19 protein-coding genes, 1 tRNA gene and 1 pseudogene are annotated in these 23270 nt (G+C 63.3%); 15 read left to right on the plus strand and 6 right to left on the minus strand.

The window, feature by feature from the left end; genetic code table 11:
* The first annotated feature begins 8 nt into the window (after positions 1–8).
* The 4 genes from K4G67_RS11805 to K4G67_RS11820 all read left to right on the plus strand — a co-directional run bounded on the left by K4G67_RS11805 (position 9) and on the right by K4G67_RS11820 (position 3075).
* Entirely contained in the window at positions 9–821 is an 813-nt protein-coding gene (locus K4G67_RS11805) for a transglutaminase family protein (RefSeq protein WP_239806561.1), read from the plus strand.
* Between the two features lie 103 nt (positions 822–924).
* A complete protein-coding gene (locus K4G67_RS11810; protein WP_239806562.1) occupies positions 925–1680 on the plus strand; it encodes a proteasome-type protease in 756 nt (251 codons plus the stop codon).
* 155 nt (positions 1681–1835) lie between these two features.
* Positions 1836–2453 (plus strand): response regulator transcription factor, encoded by a 618-nt coding sequence (locus tag K4G67_RS11815; protein ID WP_239806563.1) that lies wholly within the window; start codon positions 1836–1838, stop codon positions 2451–2453.
* Positions 2454–2589: 136 nt separating this feature from the next.
* The gene (locus tag K4G67_RS11820) at positions 2590–3075 is read left to right on the plus strand and encodes a GNAT family N-acetyltransferase (RefSeq protein ID WP_239806564.1); all 486 of its coding nucleotides are present in this window, start codon (positions 2590–2592) and stop codon (positions 3073–3075) included.
* On the opposite strand, the gene K4G67_RS11825 is transcribed toward K4G67_RS11820, so the two are convergent.
* Positions 3072–3644 (minus strand): TMEM165/GDT1 family protein, encoded by a 573-nt coding sequence (locus K4G67_RS11825; RefSeq protein ID WP_239806565.1) that lies wholly within the window; start codon positions 3642–3644, stop codon positions 3072–3074. The genes K4G67_RS11820 and K4G67_RS11825 overlap by 4 nt on opposite strands.
* A gap of 66 nt (positions 3645–3710) precedes the next feature.
* Positions 3711–4388, minus strand: coding sequence for an extensin family protein (locus K4G67_RS11830; RefSeq protein WP_239806566.1), 678 nt, complete (start codon positions 4386–4388; stop codon positions 3711–3713).
* 177 nt (positions 4389–4565) lie between these two features.
* Here K4G67_RS11830 and K4G67_RS11835 point away from each other — a divergent pair, with 177 nt between their 5' ends.
* The 3 genes from K4G67_RS11835 to K4G67_RS11845 all read left to right on the plus strand — a co-directional run bounded on the left by K4G67_RS11835 (position 4566) and on the right by K4G67_RS11845 (position 8649).
* A complete protein-coding gene (locus tag K4G67_RS11835) occupies positions 4566–5687 on the plus strand; it encodes a phosphoserine transaminase (RefSeq protein WP_239806567.1) in 1122 nt (373 codons plus the stop codon).
* A gap of 105 nt (positions 5688–5792) precedes the next feature.
* A complete protein-coding gene (gene serA / locus K4G67_RS11840; protein WP_239806568.1) occupies positions 5793–7376 on the plus strand; it encodes a phosphoglycerate dehydrogenase in 1584 nt (527 codons plus the stop codon).
* Positions 7377–7458: 82 nt separating this feature from the next.
* Positions 7459–8649: an ATP phosphoribosyltransferase regulatory subunit gene (locus tag K4G67_RS11845; RefSeq protein WP_239806569.1), complete on the plus strand. Its 1191-nt coding sequence runs from the start codon at positions 7459–7461 to the stop codon at positions 8647–8649.
* Between the two features lie 4 nt (positions 8650–8653).
* Here the strand turns inward: K4G67_RS11845 and K4G67_RS11850 are convergent, their stop codons facing one another.
* Both K4G67_RS11850 and K4G67_RS11855 read right to left on the minus strand, forming a co-directional pair.
* On the minus strand, positions 8654–9481 hold the full coding sequence (locus K4G67_RS11850) for an aldo/keto reductase (protein WP_239806570.1): 828 nt from the start codon (positions 9479–9481) through the stop codon (positions 8654–8656).
* 93 nt (positions 9482–9574) lie between these two features.
* The gene (locus tag K4G67_RS11855; protein ID WP_239806571.1) at positions 9575–10459 is read right to left on the minus strand and encodes an alpha/beta hydrolase; all 885 of its coding nucleotides are present in this window, start codon (positions 10457–10459) and stop codon (positions 9575–9577) included.
* A gap of 154 nt (positions 10460–10613) precedes the next feature.
* On the opposite strand from K4G67_RS11855, the gene K4G67_RS11860 reads away from it, so the two are divergent.
* The 5 genes from K4G67_RS11860 (at position 10614) to K4G67_RS11880 (ending at position 15226) form a co-directional block, all read left to right on the plus strand.
* The gene (locus tag K4G67_RS11860; protein ID WP_239806572.1) at positions 10614–11903 is read left to right on the plus strand and encodes an adenylosuccinate synthase; all 1290 of its coding nucleotides are present in this window, start codon (positions 10614–10616) and stop codon (positions 11901–11903) included.
* 22 nt (positions 11904–11925) lie between these two features.
* Positions 11926–12660 (plus strand): class I SAM-dependent methyltransferase, encoded by a 735-nt coding sequence (locus K4G67_RS11865; RefSeq protein WP_239806573.1) that lies wholly within the window; start codon positions 11926–11928, stop codon positions 12658–12660.
* Between the two features lie 85 nt (positions 12661–12745).
* Complete coding sequence (locus tag K4G67_RS11870; protein WP_239806574.1) at positions 12746–13732, plus strand: winged helix DNA-binding protein; 987 nt, start codon at positions 12746–12748, stop codon at positions 13730–13732.
* Between the two features lie 83 nt (positions 13733–13815).
* Positions 13816–13906: transfer RNA gene (locus K4G67_RS11875), tRNA-Ser, on the plus strand.
* Between the two features lie 90 nt (positions 13907–13996).
* The gene (locus K4G67_RS11880) at positions 13997–15226 is read left to right on the plus strand and encodes a tyrosine-type recombinase/integrase (RefSeq protein WP_239806575.1); all 1230 of its coding nucleotides are present in this window, start codon (positions 13997–13999) and stop codon (positions 15224–15226) included.
* Positions 15227–15229: 3 nt separating this feature from the next.
* Here the strand turns inward: K4G67_RS11880 and K4G67_RS11885 are convergent, their stop codons facing one another.
* Positions 15230–15433: a DUF5818 domain-containing protein gene (locus tag K4G67_RS11885; protein ID WP_239806576.1), complete on the minus strand. Its 204-nt coding sequence runs from the start codon at positions 15431–15433 to the stop codon at positions 15230–15232.
* Positions 15430–15993, minus strand: a complete 564-nt coding sequence (locus K4G67_RS11890; protein ID WP_239806577.1) for a lytic transglycosylase domain-containing protein — start codon at positions 15991–15993, stop codon at positions 15430–15432. The genes K4G67_RS11885 and K4G67_RS11890 overlap by 4 nt, the downstream gene beginning before the upstream one ends.
* A 134-nt stretch (positions 15994–16127) precedes the next feature.
* Here K4G67_RS11890 and K4G67_RS11895 point away from each other — a divergent pair, with 134 nt between their 5' ends.
* The 3 genes and pseudogenes from K4G67_RS11895 (at position 16128) to K4G67_RS11910 (ending at position 23210) form a co-directional block, all read left to right on the plus strand.
* The gene (locus tag K4G67_RS11895; RefSeq protein ID WP_239806578.1) at positions 16128–17027 is read left to right on the plus strand and encodes a DUF7146 domain-containing protein; all 900 of its coding nucleotides are present in this window, start codon (positions 16128–16130) and stop codon (positions 17025–17027) included.
* A gap of 75 nt (positions 17028–17102) precedes the next feature.
* A pseudogene (locus tag K4G67_RS11900) lies at positions 17103–21115 on the plus strand (strawberry notch-like NTP hydrolase domain-containing protein).
* Positions 21116–21218: 103 nt separating this feature from the next.
* Positions 21219–23210 (plus strand): ParB/RepB/Spo0J family partition protein, encoded by a 1992-nt coding sequence (locus tag K4G67_RS11910; protein WP_239806581.1) that lies wholly within the window; start codon positions 21219–21221, stop codon positions 23208–23210.
* Positions 23211–23270: the final 60 nt, after the last annotated feature.

Raw genomic sequence — 23270 nt, forward strand, 5'->3', positions numbered from 1 at the left:
CAAGGGTTATGCGTCTCTCCATCTCGCACCGCACGCGTTACGATTTCGACGAGCCGGTCGTCCATGGCCTGCAACGTCTGCGCCTGACGCCCAAATCCACCAACGGGCAGGAGGTTCTGTCCTGGGACATGGAATATGACGGCGCGCGCGAACAGCTCAGTTACGAGGATCACAATTGCAACCTCACCGTGCTGGTCGAGGTCGATCCCGGCGTCACCCATGTCGAGATCGCTTGTAAGGGCATGGTCGATACCGACGACAAGGCCGGCATCATCGGGCGCCATGCCGGCGATCTTCCGTTGTGGCACTTCAATACGCAGACGGACCTGACCCGGCCCGACGCGGCGATGCGCGCGCTTGTCGACCGTGTGTCGGGCGGGGACGATACGCTAAAGACGATGCATGCCCTTTCGGCCGCGATCATCGATGCGGTGCGGTATGAGACGGGCACGACAACGTCGCAGACCACCGCGTCGGAGGCGTTGGACGCGGGAACAGGCGTGTGTCAGGACCATGCCCACATATTCCTGGGCTGCGCGCGTATCATGAAGGTGCCGGCGCGCTATGTCAGCGGATATCTGATGATGAACGATCGGGTCGATCAGGAAGCGGGGCATGCCTGGGCCGAGGCATTCGTGGCGGGGCTGGGCTGGGTCGGGTTCGACATTTCGAACCAGATCAGCCCCGATGCGCGCTATGTCCGCGTGGCGACGGGCCGCGATTATCGCGAAGCCGCGCCGATTACCGGCATTTCGAGTGGTGGGCACAACGATTCCATGACCGTCGAACTGGCCGTCGCGCAACAGACGGTGGACCAGTAACCGCACGCTTACGCAGCATCGCGTAACGTCGCACAGGCGTCGCCATTACGGTTTACATGCGATAGGGCGACGCAGCAGACCGAAGATTCAAAGGATAGAATGCATGACCTATTGTGTCGGCATGCTGCTCGACAAGGGCATCGTGATGATGAGCGATACGCGGACCAATTCCGGCGTCGACAACATTTCGGTTTTTCGCAAGACGACCACGTTTCAGGGTGAGGACCGCGTTATCACTCTGATGACTGCGGGCAATCTGGCCACGACGCAGGCCGTCATCAGCCAGCTCGAGGAGCGCAACAAGACGCCTGAAGAACGTGAGCCCACGATCTTCAAGGCGCCGACCATGTTTCAGGTCGCGAACATGGTGGGCGATCTCCTTCGCGATGTCGTGGTGCAGCGGCAGATGTCGAACAAGGGGCAGTCGGGCGGACCCAAGTTCACCGCCTCCATCATCGTCGCCGGTCAGATCGCAGGCATGGAACCGCGCCTTTTCATGATCTATCCCGAAGGCAATTTCATAGAGGCGTCGACCGACACGCCGTTTTTCCAGATCGGCGAGACGAAATATGGTCGGCCGATCATCCTGCGCGGCTACGACTGGAACATGAGCTTCGAGGACGCGGTCAAGCTGCTTATGGTGTCGATGGATTCAACGCTTGCCGCGAACCTGTCGGTGGGAATGCCGCTCGACGTGACGGTGCTCGAACGCGATCTGTTCGAACCGAAACACGAACGGCGCATCATGGCTGACGATCCATACTTCAACGCGATTTCCTCGGGATGGAGCGAGGCGTTGCGCTCGGCGTTCCATTCATTGCCGGATTACAGCTTTTTTAATGACGATTCGCAGTCGTAACGGGTGCGACGCTGCTTTGCGTCGCACCCTTTGCAACCATATCGGATGATCATTTGCCCGATTTTCGGTGCGCGCGTGGTTAATCATTTTGAATAGCTCCATACCGGATTTAACCGTAATGGTCGTGGTCCGGGCACCGGTGCATCATCCGAGATATGGAACAGCGAACAACAATCCACATCGTCGATGCCGACCCCCGCAACCGTGCCGCGTTTTCCCGGGTTGTCTTCAACCTCGGGCACCACGCGGAGGTGTATGCCGATGTCGGCGAATTGTGCCAGCACATGCCGGACAAGGGCATCATCCTCGCGCAGGACGATCCCGAAAACGGCGGCATCGACGGGCTGATACAGGCCATGTCCGACAATGGCGGGTGGCTCCCGATCATCGCGATGGCATCGGATCCGGGGCTCGAACGGGTAGTGGCCGCGATGCGGGCAGGCGCGCTCGACTATCTCTCCCAATCGGCGGACGACGGCGCATTGCAGGCCGCGATCACCCGCGTTTCGGCAGAGGCCGCGAACCAGGCCGAATACCGCCGCCGCGCGATCGAGGCACGGCTCCGCATCTCCATCCTGTCCAACCGGGAACGGGAAGTTCTCGACCGGCTGACGCAGGGACGCAGCAACAAGGACATCGCCCGCGACCTTTCCATCAGCCCGCGGACCGTCGAAATCCATCGCGGCAACATGATGGACAAGCTCGGCGCGCGGCACGCGGCAGAAGCAGTGCGGCTCAAGCTTGAGGCGTCGCTGGGCGACTGGATGCATTAACGGTTCGACAACGAGCATGGAAGGAACCCTGGCAGGTCGGGTGGGTCGCACATCCGGCCTGCCAGGGTCATTCGCCTTGTCATCTGGCGCAACCTGCGTGAAAACGGGCCGGATGGAACCGATCGTCACAGAACGCATGTTGCTTCGCCCGGCGCGGATGGCGGATTATCCGGCCCATCGTGCGATGGAACTCGCGCCGGATTTCGCGCTTGGCCCAACGACCGCTCATGAAAGCTGGCACCGGTTTCAGCGGATGGCCGGGAACTGGCTCTTGCAGGGTTATGGCATGTTCATGGCGTTCAACCGACAGACCCATGAGTTTCTCGGCAATGTCGGGTTGAACGATTTCAGGCGCGGGATCGACGGCATCGACGGTTTTCCCGAGGCTGGGTGGGTGTTCACGTCGGCGGCGCATGGGCACGGTTTCGCCACCGAGGGGGCGATTGCCGCGCATGGCTGGTTCGATGCGCATTTCGCACCGCGCAGGACGGTCTGCATCATATCGCCGGAGAATATGCGCAGCCTGCGTGTCGCGGAAAAGCTCGGCTATCGCGTTTTCGGCGAGGGTTGCCATCTTGGCGAGACGGTCGTGCTGCTCGAACGGATTGCGGTGGAGCGCTAGGGGAGCCAGCCTGCCGTCTGCACCAGAAGCCAGATGCCAATGGCGAGGAACAGGGCGGCGGCGATGGTGCGCACGACCTTCATCGACACCCGCCGGACCAGCGCATCGCCAAGCCAGATCGCCGGCAGGTTGGCAATCATCATGCCCAATGTCGTCCCGGCGGTCACCCATTCGGTCGAGGCGAATTGCGCGCCGAGCGCGATGGTCGCGATTTGCGTCTTGTCGCCCATTTCGACGAGGAAAAACGCGATCAGCGTCGTCACGAACGCGCCGCCGCGCGAACGCGGTTCGTCATCTTCGTCAAATGTGTCGGGGACAAGCGTCCACAAGCCCATCGCCACGAAGCCCGCCGCCACGAGATAGCGAAACCATTCGCTGTCGAGCCACGCCGCAGCCGTCGCGCCGAGCAGCGCCGCAAGGAAATGATTTGCGATCGTGGCGAGGAATATCCCCGCCGCAATGGCGAAAGGCCACCGGAACCGCGTGGCAAGCACAATCGCCAGCAGCATCGTCTTGTCACCGATCTCGGCCAGTGCAACGACCAGTGTCGATGTGAGGAACGCGTCCATGTCATGCTCCGGGAGGGGATGTCGGGAAGGTTCGGCGCCTGCGCCACAAAACCGCGCCGTGCAAGTCTAGCGGCAGAATCCGCCACCGCCCGGCTCTACGTGAAAATGGTTGCGATGCGCCGCGTTGTAATCGGGGCCGAGCGTCGTGCCGAAACGTTTGCACGCGCTTTGATGCACGGTGCGCAGGAATTCGCGTTCGGCGCGCGAACCGTTCCACCCCTCGAGCACGGTGACCCGCCGCCCATCGGCGAGGACGAAGGCCGAGATGTCGACCGCCTGCGCATTGGAATGTGCCGAGCGCCGCCCCGTCCCCGCGACATTGCGGCATGAATAGCTTCCGAAGGTTTCGATTTTCGCCACCGGGCTGCCCAGGATCTGCTCCGCCGCGCGATTGACGCCATAGCGTGCCCAGCCGGCGAAACTGTCGGCGAGCGGGCAGTAAACCCGGTCGAGGTTGGAAAGAGACATGCGCGCATCGTCGGTCGGCAGGCTTTGCAGATACACCGCATTTGTGCTGTCGCAGCCCTTTCCCGCGAACAGGTCCTGTGCCGGGGTAAAGGCGACGCCGGCATCGCCGAGCAGTGCATGACACTGACGCACCGACGCATTGTCGCCTGCGCCGGTCATGCGGGTATCACCCGACGGTGCAGGCGCATCGCCGGCACAGGCGGACAGCAAGAGCGCCATGGCGACGCTGATGCGCGGCAGGCGGCGGAACTTCGTTGGTGGGACCCGGTTCGACATATGTGCTCCCTATAACAACCGATCCACGACGCCAATGCGGCATTCACCGCCGCGAAGGCGAACGATAATTTCATATGACGCTCGCGCTGCGGCTTGACTTGGGCGGCGCACGCTGTAGTGCCGCCGACGGGCCACGCGGTCCCAACGCCGCGCGAGCTCTCTGAAAGGAGAGAATACATGATCGATACCAAGCCGACGCTCCCGCAGCGTCCCTTCTTCTCATCCGGCCCGTGCGCAAAGCCGCCGGTATGGGATGCTTCCAAACTCGACAGCGAATCGCTCGGCCGTTCGCACCGCTCCAAGATCGGCAAGGCGCGCCTTGCCCATTGCATCGACCTGATGCGCGAGGTGCTGAACCTGCCCGACACGCATCGGATCGGCATCGTGCCGGGCTCCGACACCGGTGCTTATGAAATGGCGATGTGGACGATGCTGGGTGCGCGCGGTGTGACGACGCTGGCGTGGGAAAGCTTTGGCGAAGGCTGGGTCACCGACGCGGTCAAGCAGTTGAAGATCGACCCGGCCGTGATGCGCGCCGATTATGGCGAGATTCCCGACCTTTCCGCCGTCGACTGGTCGAATGACGTGCTCTTTACCTGGAACGGGACGACGTCGGGCGTGCGCGTTCCGGGGGCCGAGTGGATCCCCGACGACCGCGAAGGCCTGAGCTTTGCCGATGCGACCAGCGCGGTTTTCGCGCAGGATATCGACTGGACCAAGGTGGATGTCGCCACGTTCAGCTGGCAAAAGGCGATGGGCGGCGAGGGCGCGCATGGCGTGCTCATCCTCGGCCCCCGCGCGGTCGAACGGCTGGAAAGCCATACGCCGTCCTGGCCGCTTCCCAAGGTTTTCCGCCTGACGAAGGGCGGCAAGCTGATCGAGGGGATCTTCAAGGGCGAGACGATCAACACGCCCTCCATGCTCGCGGTCGAGGATGCGATCTTTTCGCTCGAATGGGCAAAATCCATCGGCGGGGCCGCCGAAATGAAACGCCGCGCCGATGCCAATGCCGCCGCGCTCGACACGATCGTGCAGGATCGTAGCTGGCTCGGCCATCTGGTGGCCGATCCGGCGATCCGGTCGAACACCTCGGTCTGTCTCACGGTCGAGGGGGCGGACGCCGCGTTCATCAAATCCTTCGCCAAGTTGCTCGAGGATGAGGGCGCGGCCTATGACATCGCCGGGTATCGCGATGCACCGCCGGGTCTGCGCATCTGGTGCGGGGCCACGGTCGACACCGCCGATATCGAGGCGCTCGGCCCTTGGCTCGATTATGCCTGGAATGCGCTGAAGGCGTGATCCGCTCCGGTGCGGCCATCATGCGCCGCACGCAATTTCCCTGATATTCTCGCCGGTTATCGCCGCGCCGACGCGAATCCGGCCCAGTTAAAAGGACCATTTCCCATGGCCAAGCCCAAAGTCCTGATTTCCGACAAGATGGATCCCAATGCCGCCCGCATTTTCGAGGAGCGCGGCTGCGACGTCGATGTCATCACCGGTCAGACGCCCGACGAATTGAAGGCGATCATCGGTCAGTATGACGGCCTCGCCATCCGTTCCTCCACCAAGGTCACGCCCGAAATTCTGGAGGCTGCGACCAATCTCAAGGTCATCGGCCGTGCCGGGATCGGTGTCGACAATGTCGATATTCCCGCCGCCTCGGCCAAGGGCGTCGTGGTGATGAACACGCCGTTCGGCAATTCCATCACGACCGCGGAACATGCCATCGCGATGATGATGGCGCTCGCCCGTCAGATTCCGGAGGCGAACGAATCCACGCAGGCCGGCAAGTGGGAAAAGAACCGCTTCATGGGCGTGGAGGTCACGGGCAAGACGCTGGGCCTGATCGGGGCGGGCAATATCGGCGCCATCGTCGCCAGCCGCGCGCTGGGCCTCAGGATGAAGATCGTCGCTTACGATCCGTTCCTCACCGCCGAACGCGCGATCGACATGGGCGTGGAAAAGGTGGATCTGGACGAACTGCTCACCCGCGCCGATTTCATCACGCTGCACACGCCGTTGACCGATGAAACGCGCAATATCCTCTCCGCCGAAGCTTTGGCCAAGACGAAGAAGGGCGTGCGCATCGTCAATTGCGCGCGCGGCGGGCTCATCGACGAGGCCGCGTTGAAGGCCGCGCTGGAATCGGCCCATGTCGCGGGCGCTGCGCTCGACGTGTTCGAGGAGGAACCGGCGAAGGAAAACCCGCTGTTCGGCACGCCCAATTTCATCTGCACCCCGCATCTTGGCGCCAGCACGACCGAGGCGCAGGTCAATGTCGCACTTCAGGTTGCCGAGCAGCTCAGCGATTATCTCGTCAATGGCGGGGTGACCAACGCGCTCAACATGCCGTCGCTTTCGGCCGAGGAAGCGCCGCGGCTGCGCCCCTACATGGCGCTCGCGGAAAAGCTGGGCAGCCTGATCGGGCAGCTGGCGCATGACAACCTCACCAAGATCAGCATCGAGGTCGAAGGCGCCGCCGCGCAGCTCAACCAGAAGCCGATCACGGGCGCCGTGCTCGCCGGCTTCATGAAGCGGTTTTCGCAAAGCGTGAACATGGTCAACGCGCCATTCCTCGCCAAGGAACGCGGGCTTGAGGTGCGCGAGATCCGCAACGAACGCGAAGGCGTGTATCAGACGCTCGTGCGCGTGACCGTGGACACCTCGGCGGGTGACCGTTCGGTGGCCGGCACGCTTTTCGGCAAGGCGGAACCGCGGCTTGTCGATATTTTCGGTGTCGGGATCGAAGCCGACCTCGATGGCAACATGATGTATATCGTCAATGACGATCAGCCCGGCTTTATCGGCCGTATCGGCACGCTGCTCGGCGAGAACGGCATCAATATCGGCACGTTCCACCTCGGCCGGCGCGCCGCGGGTGGCGAGGCCGTGCTGCTGCTTTCGGTCGACAATCCGGTACCCGAAGATGTGCTGAACGCCGCGTGTCAGCTGACCGGTGTGCGGGTCGTGCGGGCGCTTACGTTCTGAAACACGCGTGGATGCGCCGGGCGGGAGCGGCTTGCCTCTCCCCCCGGCGCCATCTAGGGCCGCGGCACGAAGGGAAATGACGATGACCGCCGCCACCGACACACAGCCGGACAACAGCCTGCCGGACGCCGAACTGGTCCGCGAAGGGCCGCCCGCCGATCTCCTGCCCGCCGATCTTCTGCCCGAAGGTCTGGCCGACCGTTTGCCGCCCCAGGCCGCAAGCGCAGTACAGATTACGCGCGCGATTACCGACACGATGGTCGCTCACGGCTACGCCATGGTGCAACCACCGCTGGTCGAGTTCGAGCGCAGCCTTGCCTCCCGCATGGCGGGAACGGGCACGCGGCGCATGGTGCGCTATACCGATCCGGTTTCGCTGCGCACCTTGGCTCTGCGTTCGGACATGACGGTGCAGGTGGGGCGCATCGCGTCGACCGGGCTGCGCGGTGCGGCACGTCCGCTGCGCCTGTGCTATGCCGGGCAGGTGCTCGCCATTCGCGGCGACGGGCTGGAGCCGGAACGCGAACGGCTTCAGATCGGGGCGGAGATCGTGGGCACGGATACGGTCGCTGCCGCATGCGAATGCGTCAGCCTCGCCATTGGCGCGTTAAGGGCTGCAGGCGCTGAGGACATTTCGGTGGATTTCACCCTGCCCGATCTGGTGGAGACCTTGTCGGCTGGTTCTCTGCCGCTCCCGCCGGAACGGGTGGCCGCGGTCCGCCGCGAGCTGGACGCAAAGGATGCGGGCGGGCTCAAGACGCTGGACGCGCATGATTATCTGCCGCTGCTCTATGCGACGGGCGCGTTCGACACCGCGATCGAGAAGCTGGCCGCCATCGACGCGGGCGGTGCACTGGCGACGCGGATTGCGGGGCTGCGGCGAATTGCGGACCATGTCGGCGGGCGCGCCGCGCTCACGCTCGACCCTTCGGAACGGCACGGTTTCGAGTATCAGAGCTGGTTCGGGTTCACGATCTATGCCGACGGGCTTCGCGGCGCGCTGGGCCGGGGCGGCACCTATCGCATTGGCGGGGAGGGCGGCCATGACGAGGCCGCGACGGGTTTCTCGCTCTATCCCGATCCGCTGATACAGCTTTGCGCACGGGCGCGCAATGCCGACCGCCTGTTCCTGCCGGAGGGATACGATCCCGACATCGCGGACCGCCTGCGTGCAATTGGCTGGCAGACGGTCGCGCAATTGTCGGATGCGGACGATCCCGCCGCGCTGGGCTGTACCCATGTATTGCGCGGGCGGGAACCGGTCCGGCTCTGACGGTTCAGTCGCAGAAGGTTTTCGGGTCCGGACCCTTGCGACCGGCAGGATCGTCGAGCGCGTCGATCCGCGCCATGTGATCGCGGTTCAGGAACACCTGCATCGCGCCACGATTGGCGATCATGTGTTCGCGCGACGACGCCTTTGGAATGGGCGAACATCCGCTCTGCATGTGCCAGCGCAGGACGACGGCGCCCGGATCGGCGTCGAGTTCCTTTGCAATGTCCTGAATGACCGGGTTGCTCATCGCCTCGCCCGAGCCGAGCGGATACCAGCTTTGCGTGATGATATTATGCTCCTTGTGAAAGGCGCGCAATTCCTTCTGCTGAAACGCGGGGTGCAGTTCGACCTGGTTCACCGCGGGAACGACGCCGCTTTCGTCGATCAGCGTCTGCAGATGATCGGCGTTGAAGTTGGACACGCCGATCGATTTTACGCGGCCATCCTCGCGCAGTTCGGTCATGGCTTTCCACGTTTCGACGAACTTGCCCTTTTCAGGACAGGGCCAGTGCATGAGCAGCAAATCGACCTCGTCCCGGCCGAGCCTGGCGAGCGACTGGTGAAAGGCGGCCTTCGTCTCGTCGTAACCCTGATCGTCGTTCCAGATCTTGGTGGTGAGGAACAATCCGTGCTTGCCCGCAAGCGCCTTGCCGACGCCCTGCTCGTTGCCATAGACGGCGGCCGTGTCGATCAGGCGGAAACCTTCGTCGATCGCCATGGCGACGATGTCGGTCGCATCGTCGTTCTCGATCTTGTACGTGCCGAAACCGAGTTGCGGCATTTCGCGGCCATCGTTGAGGTGGAGCGTGGGAAAAGCAGTAGGGGCGTTCATAGATCTCCTTAATTGCGCGCGAACGGGTGATGCTCCGTTCCGGCAAGAATTATCGGGTGGTACCCATCAAAGCTGGGCCATCTGCGGCGAATTTCAACCACCCGTCACCTGCGCGAGCCATTCGTCGACGATTTGCGTGGCGGGATAATCGCCCCGCCCGAGCCTGTTGTTGATCTCGTTATGCGCCCTCATCCCGCGCCCGGCAAAGGCGGAAACCTGTGCCGGCGTGCCCGCGTTTTCGAGGGCATCGGCAAAGATTCGGGCCTGGCCTGCGGAATCGCGATCGACATGGAGCATGAGCATCGCGCCCGCATTCGGGCTTTCGACATGCGCTGTGGGCGAAAGCGCGTTCTGCATCGCCGCATTGCCCGAAAAGGCGAGTTCGTAGGCAAAGCCGAGCAGCGGCCCGGCGGCCCTGATCTGCCGTCCCACATCGAGCGCGGCCGCATCGATCAGCACCGCGCCCGCAATGTCGGCGGGCGCCATGCCGCGGGCGCGCAGATATTGCGGATCGGTCGCCACCAGCGCGGCAAGATGCCCGCCCGCGCTATGCCCCATCAGCACGATACGGCGCGGATCGATATAAAGGGTTTGGGCGGAGTTTCGCAGCATCGCGACCGCGTCGGCAACGTCCTGCGCCTGATCCCGGATGTCGACATCGGGCAACAGGCGATAGTTCATCGTCGCGAAATTATAGCCTGCGTGCGTGTAATGGCGGATCTTCGCCGTACCGGTCGAATCGGACTTGTCACCCGACACCCATGCCCCGCCATGGACGAACACGATCAGCGGGCGCGGGCCCGTGCCCGACCCGGCGCCGGGAAAGAAATCGAGCGTCTGCAACGCATCATTGCCATAGCGGATCGAGGAATGGGCAGGCATCGCCGTGGCGGCATAGGAGCCCGCATCCGCCACCGGCGCGTCCTGCGCCAGCGCGGTTTGCACGGGTGCGAGCGTCAGGGCGGCGGCGCACGCCATCACGGCGAAAGGGCGAAATACTCGCGAATCCATAAAAATCCCGTTTCAATGCGTATCGATCGGGCAAATGGCGGCTGTGTGCCCTTGCCCCGGTGGCGAAGGCACCCTAATGCCGCGCGGGCTTTACCAAAGCTGAAAGCAAGGGCGAAAAATCTTGGCAAATGTAACGGTGATCGGCGCTCAGTGGGGCGATGAGGGCAAGGGCAAGATCGTGGACTGGCTCGCCAGCCGGGCCGACGCCGTGGTGCGGTTCCAGGGTGGCCACAACGCCGGCCACACGCTCGTCGTGGGCGATGTGACGTACAAATTGTCGCTGTTGCCGTCGGGCATCGTAACGGGCACGCTGTCGATCATCGGCAATGGCGTGGTGCTGGACCCCTGGGCGCTCAAGGCCGAGATCGAGAAGCTTACCGCGCAGGGGGTGGAGATCGACGCGGAAAATTTCGCCATCGCCGACAATTGCGCGCTGATCCTGCCGCTGCACCGCGATCTCGACGGTCTGCGCGAAAATGCCGCGGGCACGGGCAAGATCGGCACCACCGGGCGCGGCATCGGCCCGGCCTATGAGGACAAGGTCGGCCGCCGCGCGATCCGCGTGTGCGACCTTGCGCATCTCGACGCGCTCGGCCCGCAGCTCGACCGGCTATGCGCGCATCACGATGCGCTGCGCCACGGTTTCGGACAGGATCCGGTCGACCGGGAGAGCCTGCTGAACGAATTGCGCGAGATCGCCGATTACGTCCTGCAATTCGCGCAGCCGGTGTGGAAGCGGCTGAAGAAAGTGCGCAAGGCGGGCGCCCGCATCCTGTTCGAAGGGGCGCAGGGCGTGCTGCTCGACGTCGATCACGGCACCTATCCCTTCGTCACCAGCTCTAACACGGTGAGCGGCACCGCGGCGGCGGGTTCGGGCCTCGGCCCTGCCAGCACCGGTTTCGTGCTGGGCATTGTAAAGGCCTATACCACCCGCGTCGGCTCCGGCCCGTTCCCGACCGAACTGTCCGACGAAATCGGGCAGCGTCTGGGCGAACGTGGCCATGAATTCGGCACCGTCACCGGGCGGCAACGGCGTTGCGGCTGGTTCGATGCGGTGCTGGTGCGGCAATCGTGCAGCATTTCGGGCGTGACCGGCATCGCGCTGACCAAGCTCGATGTATTGGACGGGTTCGATGTCGTGCGCATCTGCACCGGCTATCGGCTCGACGGGCGAATCCTCGATTACCTGCCCGCCCACGCCGCCGATCAGGCCCGCGTGGAACCGATCTACGAAGAGATGGAAGGCTGGAAGGGGACGACCGCCGGTGCGCGCAGCTGGGCCGACCTGCCGGCGCAGGCGATCAAATATATTCAGCGCGTGCAGGAATTGATCGAGACGCCGGTGGCGCTCGTCTCCACAAGCCCGGAACGCGAGGATACGATCCTGGTACGCGACCCGTTCGTGGATTGATCGCGCGGCGCCGGCCCGGACGATGACGTCGCGCGAGACGACGGGTTACCTGCCGCAGGGCGAGGCAGGGCTGCACCGCAGCTGGCAGGAGAAGGCACTCGTCGCAGGGTGGGCCGTGGTGCAATGGCCGTGGTTGTTGCGCAGCCTTTCGGGTGGGCGCCGCCGCGACAAGGCCGCGCTGCTGGACCGGCTCGACCTGCCGCATGACGCGCTGCCCAATCTGGGAAGCTGGAAGGCGGACACGTTCTTCCTCACCCACATTGCCGATACGATCGCGGCGACGCGCCCCTCATGCGTGGTGGAGCTTGGCGCGGGGGCGTCCTCTCTCATCGCGGCGCGGGCCTTGCAAATGCATGGCGGCGGCACGCTCATCAGCTTCGATCAGAACGCGGCCTTCGTCGCCGCGACCGCGCGATGGCTGGCGGACAACGGGTTGAAAGCGGATCTGCGGCATGCCCCGCTTGTTGCGCGGGATAGCGAGTGGGCGTCGTGCTGGTACGATCTCGATCATGTGCCCGATAGCATCGACCTGCTCATCATCGACGGTCCGCCCTGGACCTTGAACCCGTTCGTACGCGGCGCGGCGGAATATTTGTTCGACCGGTTGAGCAAGGGTGGAAGGGTCCTGCTCGACGATGCGGCGCGTCCGGGTGAGCGGGTCGTCGCACGCCGGTGGCGAGCGCGATGGCCGGACATCGAATTCACCCTCCATCGCGGCGGTACGAAGGGAATGCTCGAAGGACGGCGCAGGGCTTAACGTGGAAATCGCTTGACCGTGAAGCTTCGTATTTTCAGTATCTTCGTCTGCCGGGGCATCCTCCCGGCGCCAAAGGGTCGCTTCAATGGGGCAGAACGCAGCGCCTTTCGAATACGCATTCGGTGAAAACCGCGATAGCGTGTCGCCATCGCCGCCGGGGGCAAGCGCGTCGATATTCGCGGATCGGTCGCAAGTGCGCGGCCTGCTTTCCGACCTGGCGGGCGATGCCGGCATGCAGGTGCGGCATTGCGCCGACGTCGCACCCTTGCGGGGGGAAACATTGCCGGCCCTTGGCGAAATATTGATTATCGACGTGCCGATCGTGGACGATACGCTCGCCGCCGTGCTGGCGCGGCTGGGCCAGCGGGCGGCGCGTGGGGGCGAGGCGCTCATACTCTCGACCAGCGCGAATGCGATCGACACCGTTTATGGGATGGCCGATTGGGGCGATGCGCAGATCCTGGTCAATCCGTCCGATGCGGAGCGGGCCATGGCTCTGGCCGTCGCGGCGACGCGCGCGCCGGGGCAGAGCGTGGGGGACATCGCGTCGGAGGATCGCGCCGCGCTGATGCGCCTCACCGAACAGGTCAGCATGCTGGTCCGCCGCATCGAAGGGCGCGGAGACGAGGGTTTCGCGTCCGAAAACCTGGCAAAGGAACCCGACAAGGGCTTCATCGCGCTCACCCCCCGGCACGAACGGGCGACCGCGGCGCGGGACAACGGCACATTGCCGCCTGCGGGGCTGATCCGTGAAATCATCCGGCAGCGACAATTGCGCGCGAAATTTTTCGATTCCGAACTGTTTGCCGACCCTGCGTGGGACATCCTGCTCGACCTGACCGCGGCGCAGTCGGAGCGCACGCAAGTCTCGGTCAGCAGCCTGTGCATCGCCGCGAACGTGCCGCCGACGACCGCCCTTCGCTGGATCAGTCAGATGACCGAGGCGGGCCTGCTCAAGCGGGTGCAGGACCGGGCCGACCGCCGCCGCGCCTTCATCGCGCTGAGCGACAAATCCGTCGCCGCGATGAGCGCGTATTTCGCCGCCTTGCGGGGCAGTTCGGCGGTAATCTGAACAGGGCGGGGGTATAATCGCCATGCCTCTTGCGTCGCCGAATGGGAGCGGCTAGGGCACGGCTCGCTCATGCAAGAGCGCGCGGAGCGGTGGCCGAGTGGTCGAAGGCGCACGCCTGGAAAGTGTGTATACGGTAACCCCGTATCGTGGGTTCGAATCCCACCCGCTCCGCCACCATACCAGTCTCACATAGCCCCAGATTGTCTCTGTAACCCGCAGAATTGCGGGATTTTTCCGTTTGCGCTTGTTTCAAATGTTCCCTATATGTTTCTGCGCATCTCGCACGAAGTGTGGGGAAAAGTGTGGGGAAATGTTCGAGGCGATGAAAGGTTTGGCGGAGGAATGGGAAACCTAACTGCGACAGGATTGCGAAATTTGCGTGAGGCTGGCCGGTTCTCGGACGGTGGAGGATTGATTCTGTTTCGCAACAAGTCCGGCAAGGCTAGCTGGATTGTTAGGGTTCAGGCGAACGGTCGAAGACGCGATGTAGGAATTGGTTCATATCCAGATGTCTCGCTCGCTGATGCACGTGAACTGGCTGCGAGCGTCCGAAAGCTTGCGAAGGCTGGCGTCGACGTGGTTGCAGAAAGGAAGAAGGAACGAGAGGTAATCCCGACTTTTCGCGAGGCTGCAGTAAAGGTGCACGCTGAACACAAGAAGGGTTGGAAGAACGGCAAGCATCAGGATCAGTGGATTTCGACGCTCGAAGCATACGCATATCCACACTTCGGAAACGTCTTGGTCTCCGACATCGAAGCTCCGGCCATCCGCGATGCTCTAGCCGAAATCTGGCTGGAAAAGCCAGAAACGGCTCGGAGAGTGCGCCAGCGTATCGGTACTGTGCTCGACTGGTGTTTCTCGAAGGGTTTTCGCACAAGCGAAGCTCCCATGCGCTCGATCTCGAAAGGTCTGCCTCGCCAGCCGCGGAAATCGGGTCACTTTGCGGCGATGCCATTTGTCGATGTTCCGGCTTTTCTAACCAAGCTGCGCGAACGATCATCGGTAGGACGTTTGGCTCTCGAATTCCTGATCCTCAACGCTTCAAGATCAGGAGAAGTCCGGAATGCAGTTTGGTCAGAGTTCGATCTGAAGCGCGGTGTCTGGATCATCCCTGCGGAGCGGATGAAGATGGGTGAGGAGCATCAGGTCCCACTTACTCGCCAGGCCTTACAAGTTATCGAACACGCAAAGGCCTTCCGGACCGAAGCCAGCGACCTCGTTTTTCCCGGCCAGCGACGCAAGAGCCCATTATCCGACATGACCTTGCTCAAGATTTTAAGAGACATGGAGTTGAACGTGACTGTCCACGGCTTTCGCTCGTCGTTCCGAGATTGGGCAGCTGAAGAGACTTCTTTTCCGGGTGAGGTCGCTGAAGCCGCCTTGGCACATGCTGTCCAGAATCGCGTGGAAGCAGCTTATCGCAGGACGGATTTTTTCGAAAAGCGGCGCAAGCTCATGGCAGAGTGGGCAAAGTTTTGCGCGAAATGCAAGTAATCGCTAATCGGCCAGAACGCCCAACCAATCCACTTTCAGACGATCGAAACCAACGATTTCACCCTCGGCGGTCACTTCTTCGCCAATCTGTTCGTTGTCAGGTTCGAAATCGTCTAACACCCAGTGATCGCCCGCCTCGGTTACGATGGTGAAGCCGCGTGGCAGTTGCTCGAGCCGTCCGCTAATACGTTTCCGATTCGTATTCATAAGGGCCTGTATGCCATCCAACGCTGCAAAACGCTTCTGACATATGCGGGTGTTTCCCGATTTCTCGGGATCCCGCCAGCGCGAGATACCGCGCCAGGACCAGCATTGTAGGCTGCGAGTGCCAGATGGACATTGCCAAAGCGGTCGAGCATCTGCCGCAGATAGCGCGCACCACCGTCGATGTTCTGGCGAGGATCATGCCGGTTGCTGACACCAAGTTCGCGAGCTGTCGCGGGCATCAGCTGCGCAAGTCCGGCAGCTCCAGCGGGGCTGATAGCCATTGGATTGAAACGGGACTCGGCCCAGACCAGTGCCTGCATTAGTCCAGGCGGAAGCCGATACCGAACCTCAGCTTCCCTGATCAGTGGCTCGTAAAGTGCTTCGCGATAGGTTGCAGGGAGCAGTACCCTCGATCGCGTTTCCTCGTTGATCCCGAGATCTACACCAGCGATTTCAGGCGGCTCATAGCGATGTTCCAGCAACGCGTACTCCTGCGCTTGTGCGCATGGTGCGAAAGGGCAGGCGACCGCCAACGTCCCGATCATCAAGGCCAATCTCATCGTTCAAACTCCTGTCGCTTGCAGCGAATCGGAATAGAACATAAATAGAACATGTAGGAAATCGTTTCGTCCGACCCGACAGCGAGAGGGGAGGACTGCGGTCATGGGGGACCCGAGCCTGCGAAGGAGCCCTTATGTCCGTTGCCACGACCAACCATCCCCTCGCCGAGACGGCGAGACGCATCTGTGAAAGCCGCGGCGGCAAATGGTCCGGCGCCAAGGGTATGGCTTGCTGTCCTGCACATGACGACCGTACGCCCTCGCTCGGCGTATCGCTCGGACGTGGGGCCATTCTCCTCCACTGCTTCGCCGGATGCGACCAGGAGTCGGTGCTCGCAGGCCTCGCTCGCGAAGGCGTGCCGGCGTCCGCCTTGTTCTCTGGAGATGCAATTGCGCCCACGATTGATGCCAATTTTGCAGCGAAGCCTTCGGCCGTTGCCTTGCGCATCTGGCGCGATGCACAGCTACTGCGTGACAGTCCGGCAAAGGCCTACCTGGAGAGCCGCGGTATCCTGGGCGCATCGCCGGCGCTGCGCTTTCACCCTCGAACGCCGCTTGGTCCGAAAGGTCGAACCCGCTTTTTGCCGGCCATGATTGCGGCGGTCAGCCTCGACGAGGGGCCGATCGCCATCCATCGCACGTTCCTCTCGGGCAATGCCAAGGCCGGTTTCGATAAACCGAAACGCGCGCTCGGCGCGCTCGGTGAAGCTGCTGTTCGTCTCTTCGCTCCAGTTTCCGGCAAGCTTGGCCTTGCCGAGGGGGTCGAGAGCGCGATGTCGGCCTATGCTCTCACCGGCATCCCCGTCTGGGCGACCCTGGGCAATGAGCGGTTCGGCCTCGTTAGCGTACCCGAGAGTGTCACCGAACTTCATCTCTTCGTCGATCGTGATGCTGGCGGCGAGCTGGCTGCATCGCGTGGCCTGGCCGCTTATGCCCGCGAAGGGCGGACGATCCACGTTCGCAAACCATCCTCACGCGACAGCGACTGGAACGATGAACTTACAGCATGGCTGCGCCGCAAAGCGGCGCGGTAGAGGAGAGAGAGCTTCTCGAATTCCTGATCCGGCAGAGGGCGTGTCCCGATGCCTTCATCAGGAGGACGAATTGCCATGTTTCAATCAGACCTGTTTCCCGCCGGCGAGCAGTTGCCGCCCATGCCCATGGCCTATGCCATTGGCATCCGAGTTGCCGCGCTTCTTGCTTCGGGACGTCATCTTACCCGTACCGACATTTCCGGGCTGTTCGCCGAAGAGACCGGTGTTCTGGACTGGGGAGGTGCCTGGACGATCGACGACTACAACAGCGCGGTCGAGATCGGCGCACTACTCTGGCTTCGAGAGTCCTCACGGATCGATCTGGCGACGAATGTACACGAAGCCGAAGCGCGGTTCGACTGGCTCGAAGCAGCCTTGCCGCCGCGGCACGTTCGCAGCGAAGCACAGGTCGAGCTCCAGCAGTTCTCGACCCCGCCAATGCTGGCCTGGCTGATGGCGAAGGCCGCAGCTGTCTGCGCGCAAGACACGCTCCTCGAACCGTCCGCCGGCAATGGTGCCCTTGCTCTCTGGGGTTGCCTCCAGAACGCTTCGCTGCTCCTCAACGAGATCGATCCGGCAAGACGAGACGGTCTGGCCCACGCCTTCCCCACGGCCACCATCACTGCGCATGACGGGGAACTGATCGCCGACTTGCTTGGCGGCCCTGTTCCGTCTGCCGTGCTGATGAACCCGCCATTCGCTCACAGCCTGGAACGCGGCAAGGACGGTGAGACCGCTATGCGTCACCTACGCGGTGCAATCCGGGCCGCTGCTAATCGGACGAGGATCGTCGCCATTATGCCTGAAGGCTTCGACACCTCCACCTTCGCCAAGGAACAGGACGACGTGTCGCTGCTCCTCGATGTTCGCCTGCAGCAGATGTTTCGCCGGACAGGGACGGGGATCGCTGTTCGCCTGGTTGTGTTCGACAAGACGCCGACTGCGTCCTCGCCTGCGATCACCGGAGATACCGGCGACCTGATCGCGCTCCACGAGCTGCTCAACGCGCTTCCGCCACGCGTAGAAACCTCCACCAACATCCATCGCCTGCCAATCGGGAAGCCAGTGCGCCTCGTTGGCAAGACCTCAACACATCGCGCGTCGGTCCGGCCGGTGGCGCCGTTCGCCGCGACACCAGCAGCCACGGTGAATGCGATCGACCTTGCCTATTCGGTCCTCGCCGACCCCGCGCCTGTGCCCGAACAGGCAGGCATCTACCTGCCTTACCGGCCCAGCCGCATCGCCTTCGAAGATGCTCCGGTCCATCCCACCCCGCTCGTGGAATCGGTCGCCATGGGTTCGGTCGCGGCACCGCAGCCCGATGTTTGCCCGCGCCGTCCCGCATGTTGGCAGGCCGATGGCCTGCTGTCCGAAGCGCAATGCGAGACACTGGTCTACGCTGCCCAGGCATTTGCGCGCGATCTTCCGGGTCAGTTCAAGGTGAGCCAGGAAGGCACCTCGCTGGAACTCTCCGAGGACGGACACTCTTACCGCCAAGGCTTCTTCCTCGGCGACGGAACCGGAGCGGGCAAAGGACGGCAGATCGCCGCGGTCATCATGGATCGCTGGCTCGCAGGCGAGCGCCGACATGTCTGGATCACCAAGAACGAGGCGCTGCTCGAAGATGCACGCCGCGACTGGGAAGCGCTTGGCGGGCTGCCGCTTGATCTCCAGCCGCTCTCGCGCTGGAAACTCGGCCAGCCCGTAGTGATGTCCGAAGGCATTCTCTTCGTCACCTATCCGACGCTGCGCTCGGGCCGCGCCGAGGATACGCGGCTCGACCAGATTCTTGCCTGGGCGGGCGAGGATTTCGACGGCGTGATCGCTTTCGACGAAGCCCATGCGATGGCTAATGCCCTCGGGGGCTCCTCCACTCGCGGCAAGGTCAAGGGCTCCGAACAGGGTATGGCGGGCCTCCGGCTGCAGAACCATCTCCCGCGCGCCCGGGTGCTCTATGCGTCTGCCACTGGCGCTTCGGATATCGCCAACCTTGGCTACACCTCACGGCTTGGCCTGTGGGGACCCGAGACCGCATTCCCGATCAACGAAGCATTCATGACCGAGATCCGCGCCGGCGGCGTCGCGGCGATGGAGCTCGTCGCCCGTGACCTCAAGGCCCAGGGTCTCTATCTCGCCCGTGCGCTGTCCTTCGCCGGGGTCGAGTACGAAATCCTCGAGCACAGCCTGACCGAAGCGCAGGTGCGGATCTACGACGCCTATGCCGAGGCCTGGGCGATCATTCACCGAAACCTCGAAGCTGCGCTCGAAGCAACCCGCGTGATCGACGAGGACAGCGGCGATACGCTCAATCGCAACGCCAAAGCGGCAGCACTGTCGATCTTCGAGGGCACCAAGCAGCGCTTCTTTTCCCAGCTCCTGCTTTCGATGAAATTGCCGAGCCTGATCCCCGCGATGGAAGCGGCGCTTGGCGAAGAGCATTCTGTTGTCGTGCAGCTGGTCTCGACCGCCGAGGCCATGCTCGACCGGCGCCTTGCCGACCTTACCGTGGAAGAGCGCGAAGCGCTCGACATCGACCTCTCCCCGCGTGAATACGTCATCGACTACCTTACGAAGAGCTTCCCGGTACGATTGATGCAGGTCTTCGCCGACGAGGACGGCAATCTTCGCTCCGAGGCGATGAGCGACGGAGACGGCAATCCCGTCTTCTGCCCGCGCGCCATTGCCGCGCGCGATGCGCTGATCGAACAGCTCTGCGCACTGCCGCCCATCGCCACTGCGCTCGATGCGATTATCGAGCATTTCGGAACCGACGCAGTGGCCGAGGTCACAGGCCGGACCCGCAGGCTTGTCCTGGGTCGCGATGGTCAGCAGCGCCTCGAACGGCGAAGCCCCAGTGCCAATGTCGCCGAAGCGCAAAGCTTCATGGAAGGAACCAAGCGCATCCTGGTCTTCTCGGACGCAGGCGGCACGGGGCGTTCCTATCATGCCGACTTGGGCGCCAGGAACCAGCAACGCCGGGTCCATTTCCTGCTCGAGCCGGGCTGGCGCGCCGACAACGCGATCCAGGGTCTTGGTCGCACCAACCGCACCAACCAAGCTTCGGCCCCGCTGTTCCGGCCGGTAACGACCGACGTGAAGGGTGAACGCCGGTTCATCTCGACTATTGCGCGAAGGCTCGACGCTTTGGGCGCGCTTACGCGCGGCGAGCGCCAGACGGGCGGACAGAACCTGTTCGACCCGGCAGACAATCTTGAAAGCGACTATGCGCGCGACGCGCTCAGCCGCTGGTTCCAGCTGCTCTATGACGGCAAGCTTGAAGCCACCACCTTTGGCAACTTCGTCGAGCGCACCGGCCTCCGGCTCGACAACCCCGATGGCGGGCTGACCGACAATCTCCCCACGATCCAGCGCTGGCTCAACCGCATCCTCGCGCTGCCGATCGCGCTCCAGAACGCCATATTCGACGAATATCTCGGTCTCGTCGAAGCGCGGATCGAAGCCGCGCGGGAGGCCGGAACGCTCGATCAGGGACTGGAGACCGTCAAGGTCGATCACTTTACGGTCCTTGCAGATCAGCTCCTACGCACCGACCCCGTGACCGGAGCCGAGACCCGTCTCGTCTCGCTCGAAGTGTCGAGGCACCTTCGGCCTCTACGCTTGCAGCGCCTGGTGCGGATGCACGAGATTGGCAGCCCGCACGCAATCCCGATGCGCAACGCACGCTCGGGCAAGGTCGCGCTGTCGGTTCCTGCCCGGCGCCTCATCGCCGATGACGGCGCCGTGATCGAACGCCGGCGCCTGCTGCGACCGCTCAAGTCCGCGATATCGATCTCGCCGCAATCGCCGAGACCTTTGGTCTTTCCGGAGTTGCCGGACCATCGGCTGAGCAGATCGGCGAACTCGTCATCGCCAGCGGCAAGCCGCTGGGCCTTGCGAGCCACGATTCCCTCACCGTGAAGCGCTCGCTGGTCGGCGGCGAACAGCGCCTTGAACTGACCGGGTTCTCGCCGGATCGCCTCGACTGGTACAAGGGCAAGGGCTGCTTCACCGAGATCATCCGTTACCGCACGCGGCTGTTCGTGCCAGTCTCCGCAGCCTCGTCCGTTCTTCCCGCGCTTGCCGCCTGATCCCTCGGGAGACCCCAATCTCGGAATGAGAGTGGAGGGAGCCCTTTGGGCTTGTGGGCCAAGTGATCCTCACTGGCGCCTTCATTCCATCAGGAGACCATCCATGATCCAGTCGATTCCCTTGAAGAAGCTCGTCCCGAGCCCGCGTAACGTTCGCAAGTCGAGCGACGTGCTGGCCGACCTCCAGCTGCGGGCAGACATTGCCGCGCGCGGCCTGCTGCAGAACCTCGTCGTGCGCAAAGGAAAGCGCGGCAAGTTCGAGGTCGAGGCTGGCGGTCGCCGGCTCGCCGCGCTGCGGGCGCTGGCCGAAGAGGGCACCTTGCCTGACACGCACGAAGTCACCTGCCTCGTCATCGAAGGCGAGGAAAGCGAAGTGCGCGAAGCCAGCCTTGCCGAGAACTTCCAGCGACTCGCAATGAACCCGGCCGACGAGGCGCAGGCCTTCGCCTCCATCATCGAAGCAGGAGCTACCACCGAAGACGTGGCGCGCCGCTTCGGCCTCACCGTCCGGTTCGTCGAAGGGCGCCTGCGTTTGGCAAGTCTGGCACCCTGCGTCTTCGAAGCGCTCGCCGAAGGCACGATCACGCTCGACATGGCCAAGGCCTACGGCGCGATCTCCGACGTCGAGCGCCAGGCGCATGTCTATGCCGAGCTGCAGGACGCCTGGTACCAGATCACGCCCGACACGATCCGCCGCATGGTGCTTGATGCCACGGTGCGCGGTTCCGATCCGCGAGCTGTGCTCGTCGGACGCGATGCCTACATCGCAGCGGGTGGCCGGATCGAGCGCGAACTTTTCGATGATGATGCCAGTGAAAGCTGGATCGATGTCGCGCTGCTCGAGGATCTCGCGTACAAAGCCATGGAAGAAGCCGCAGGAAAGGCCGCGCTCGAATTTGGCCTTGCCTGGGTTCGGCCGACGCTGGGCACCTATGTCAGCCATGACCTTGTCGAAGGTCTCGGTCGCCTGCCCTGCGAACCTGCGCCAATGACCGAAATGGAAGCACAGGAGCTGGGCGAACTCGAAGCCGACTACGACCGTCTCGCCGCCATTCTCGAAGACAAGGACAGCGACGAGGACGAGGTCGCCAAGGCCGAGGAGGAACTGGTGGCGATCAATCGCGCCATGCGGGACCTTACCGATCGTCCGCCGGTGCTGGCCGAAGAACTGAAAGCCGAAGCCGGCGCTTTCCTCGTCCTCTCGCGCAATGGCGAGCCGACCCTGGTCCCGCAGTTCTACACCGAGACCCAAGTCATCGCTGACGAAGGTATGGTCGAAGCAGTCGAGGAGAGTGGAACGGCGAAAGCCAAGGGGAGCTCTCTCTCCCAGCGTCTGCTCGACGAGCTCGCGATGCAGCGCCGCGACATCCTGGCGATCCATCTCGCTAACGATCCGGCACTGGCGCTCGACTTCATGGTCTTCACGCTCGCCGATGCCGATGGACACGACTGGCGTGCCAAGAATGCGTCGACGCTGGTCGGATCGGTTGCGTCCGGGCCTGTCACCGGGTTCGAGGCCAAGGATGCACCGGCGAGCGCTGCCTTGGCCGAGTTCGCCGGTTCGCTCGATGAAAGCTGGCGTGCTGGTGAAAGCGATGTCGAGCGGTTTGCCAGGTTCCGGGCGCTTTCCGACGAGGCACGCTCGGCCTGGCTCGGCCATGTCGTCTCGCGCACTCTAGTTGCCAGCCTTGCCTGCGAAGGGGAGCGCTCGGTGCCACTGCACGAGGAGCTGGGCTCACTGCTCGAAATCGAGACCGCACACTGGTGGCGTCCGACGGCGGCGAACTACTTCGATCGTGTGGCCAAGGCTCGCACGCTCGAGGCGCTCGATGCCGCCGGTGGTCCCGAACTCGTCAGTCGCTATGCCGCATCGAAGAAGGCCGAACTGGCGAGCGCTGCCGAGCGCATATTCTCCGGCAACTTCATCGGTGAGGCCGAGGTCAAGGAACGGGCACAGGCCTGGGTTCCTTCGATCATGCGGTTCACCGATGCTGACGTTCCAGCCGATCTGGAGGAAGATGCGTCGGTTGATGACGAAGCCGAGCAGCTGGTCAGCGACGAGGTGACCGATGAGATTGCCGAGCAGGCTGCCTGACCCCTCCTGACAGGTCCAGGTCACTCGGCGGGCGGTCCGTCCCAATCGGGACGGGCCGCC

Origin of the sequence: Croceicoccus hydrothermalis (genome assembly GCF_022378335.1) — a bacterium.
GTDB lineage: Bacteria > Pseudomonadota > Alphaproteobacteria > Sphingomonadales > Sphingomonadaceae > Croceicoccus > Croceicoccus hydrothermalis.